Source organism: Oscillibacter sp. UBA6647 (assembly GCA_002455655.1).
GTDB lineage: Bacteria > Bacillota > Clostridia > Oscillospirales > Oscillospiraceae > Oscillibacter.
In genome coordinates this window covers 7,900-10,666 of sequence record DKLF01000034.1, presented here as the reverse complement: position 1 = coordinate 10,666, position 2,767 = coordinate 7,900, and the positions used below count along the sequence as shown (strand labels likewise).

4 protein-coding genes are annotated in these 2,767 nt (G+C 54.4%); all 4 read left to right on the top strand.

All coding sequences use genetic code 11. The features are described from left to right. On the top strand, window positions 1-521 hold a 521-nt coding region (locus B2W96_RS02960; RefSeq protein ID WP_293008405.1), incomplete at its 5' end, for a zinc-binding dehydrogenase. Then, the gene (locus B2W96_RS02955) at window positions 518-985 is read left to right on the top strand and encodes a PPC domain-containing DNA-binding protein (protein ID WP_293008403.1); all 468 of its coding nucleotides are present in this window, start codon (window positions 518-520) and stop codon (window positions 983-985) included. The genes B2W96_RS02960 and B2W96_RS02955, both read left to right, overlap by 4 nt. A gap of 58 nt (window positions 986-1,043) precedes the next feature. Further along, complete coding sequence (locus B2W96_RS02950; protein WP_293008401.1) at window positions 1,044-2,069, top strand: TRAP transporter substrate-binding protein; 1,026 nt, start codon at window positions 1,044-1,046, stop codon at window positions 2,067-2,069. Window positions 2,070-2,154: 85 nt separating this feature from the next. Further along, entirely contained in the window at window positions 2,155-2,667 is a 513-nt protein-coding gene (locus tag B2W96_RS02945) for a TRAP transporter small permease (RefSeq protein WP_293008399.1), read from the top strand. Window positions 2,668-2,767: the final 100 nt, after the last annotated feature.

The following is a 2,767-nucleotide window of genomic DNA, read 5'->3' as shown; positions in this document are numbered from 1 at the left end:
TGACGGCAATCAGCGCCAGCAAAACCTTTGGCGCAAAGCTGGTCATTGCCTGCGATTTGGTGGACGAGCGCTTGGAAACAGCCCGGGAGATGGGGGCCGACGTGGTTTTGAACAGCGGCAAGTGTAATCTGGCTGATGAAATTCACAAGCTGACCGACGGCATCGGGGTAGATGCCGCCATCGACATTACCGGCGCGGAACCTGCCATCAGCGCCAGCCTGCGGTGTGTCCGCGCGGCGGGCAGGCTGGTGTGCGTGGGTCTTCCCACCAAAAATGTCACGCTGGATCTCACCAACGGCCTGATCTACCGGGAGGTGGAGATGACCGGTGTTTCCGGCAGAAAAATCTGGGATACCTGGGCCGACTTTGAAACCGTGATGAAAGGCCCCTACTACAAGCTGGATAAGGTCATCGGACGGCGTTTTGCGCTGAAGGAGTTTGACAAGGCACTGGACGCGATTCAAAGCGGCGTCCCCGGAAAAATGATACTTTATCCCGGGAAGGAGCAGCTGGAAGTATGAAATATGCAGAGGGAACCATCAAAAAAGTGCATGTGCTGCGCATTGAGCCGAATGAAGACGTCCTGCTGTCCATTCAACAGTACTGTGACAAGCACCATATTCTCAACGGGGTCATTCTTTCCGGAATCGGCAGTCTGGACGGCTGCACCTTTTTCGACCCGCAGGAGATGCCGGGCAAGCCGGGACTTTACGGCTATGTAACCCCCATCAGCCGTCCCACCCCCATCGAACTGGTGGGCCTGAACGGGATTGTCTGCGGCGAAGCCGATGGGAAGGCCGCACCCCACATTCATGCTAGCTTTGCCGATGACGAGGGCAACGAATACGGAGGGCATCTCAAAGAGGGTAACCGGGTTCTTGTAACGGTGGAGTTGGCAATTGCCGAATTGTCCGGTATTCGTATGTCTCGAAGGCTGGATCCCGTCAAGGCCGTTCCGGTGTTGTTTCCCGAGACAGATCAATGATATACTAAAGCGATTTCCAGAAACACCGAATGCTATATACGTAAAGAGAGGGAGAAACATGAAAAAGAAAATTTTAGCCGCTTTGCTGTGCGCGGCAATGTGCGCCTCCCTGCTGGCCAGCTGTGGAGGTAACTCCGGTTCCGGCAATGGCTCCGGCAGCGCCGCTGCCGCCGGACAGAGCTACACCATGAAAATGCACCTGAGTCTCGGTGAAACCGACCCCGTGTACAAGTCTGCCGAAGTATTTGCAAAGACCGTCAACGAAAAGACCGGCGGCACCATCACTGTGGAGTTGTATCCCAGCTCTTCTCTGGGCAACACCGCAGACTGCCTCGAGGGCCTGAGCCTTGGTATCTGCAACATCGTTTATGAATCCATCGGCAATCTGGCGTCGATGTCCTCCCTCGCCAATGTGGAAGCCGCACCCTATCTGTACTCCGGCGTCGACCACTGGAAAGCGGTGTGGGAAGGAGAAATCGGACAGGACATTCTGACGAAGCTGGGCGAGGACTGCGGCATGACCCTGACGGGCGCCGGCTTGCAGGGTGTGCGCGTGATGTGCAGCAACAAGCGCATCGAGACCCCTGCCGACGTGGCGGGCTTTAAGCTGCGCGTCCCCACGATTCCCATTTACCTCGACACCTGGCAGTGGCTGGGCGCTACCCCCACTCCTCTGGGCGGCAGCGAAGTCTTCACCGCAATTCAGCAGGGCACGGTCAATGGCGCGGAAAACGGCCTGACCAACATCGCCAGCCTGAGCTGGGATGAAAGCTGCGATTATATCATCGAAACCAACCACGTTTACAACACCGTTTCCTTTATCATGGACAAAAACTATTTCGCATCTCTTCCCGCCGAGTATCAGACCATTATTCAGGAGGCTTCCGTGGAAGCAGGTAAGTATTGCACCGATCTGGTGATGGACGCCACCGAGAGCGTCCGGCCCGAGGTGGAGGCCGCCGGCTGCGAGTTCATCGATACCGACGTGTCTCTCTGGCAGCAGGCTTTGGACGGCTTCCTGGAGGCAAAGTATCCCGATTTGGTCTCCTACGCGGACGCGATCAAAGCCGCCGATCCCGCCTAAACACAGGTGCCCCTAACAGAGTGGGGCTTTTGCAGTGGTGAAAGCCCCACTCCGAAAAAAGCTGACAGAGGAGTTGAACAAGTCTGTGTTGACATACTACACCCGTTTTCTGGACGGCGTCCAAAGGGTAATCAAAGTGCTGGAAATTATCCTGCTGGCGGCGATTACTCTCATTATGGTCTATCAGTGCATGATGCGATATATCTTTCAAAATGCACAGCCCTGGTGTGAAGAACTGGCCCTTTATCTCAGCATTTACAGCATTTTTCTGGGGATTCCCATTGCTGTCCGGCGTGACAGCCACCTTCAGGTGGATTTTCTTCTCGCCTTTATGTCGAAAAAAATTCGGTATCTGGTTTCTGCCATCAGCTCTGTGGCTGCAATTGTTTTCATGCTCGTTTTTTGTTATTATGGCCTCAGCTTGATTCAGCACGCCACCAGCGCATCCACCACGCTGCCGCTGAAAATAAAGGACATTTATTACTCCTTCCCCATTGGCGCTGTTCTGACAATTCTGTTTTCAGTGGAGGTTGCCGCCACGAATTTTCTCAAATTTCTTGGCAAATCTCCTTCTGATTCCAAAAGGGAGGGCGTTTAACGATGAATGCCGGTGTTATTATTTTCGTCCTGCTGCTGGTTCTGGCTTTTGCAGGCTTGCCCATTTATCTCTCCATCGGCATTGCCACCATGGTGGCAAT

Excerpts from the sequence above, each read along its gene's own strand:
- B2W96_RS02955 (WP_293008403.1), top strand. The coding sequence starts at position 518 with ATGAAATATGCAGAGGGAACCATCAAAAAAGTGCATGTGCTGCGCATT.
- B2W96_RS02950 (WP_293008401.1), top strand. The coding sequence starts at position 1,044 with ATGAAAAAGAAAATTTTAGCCGCTTTGCTGTGCGCGGCAATGTGCGCC.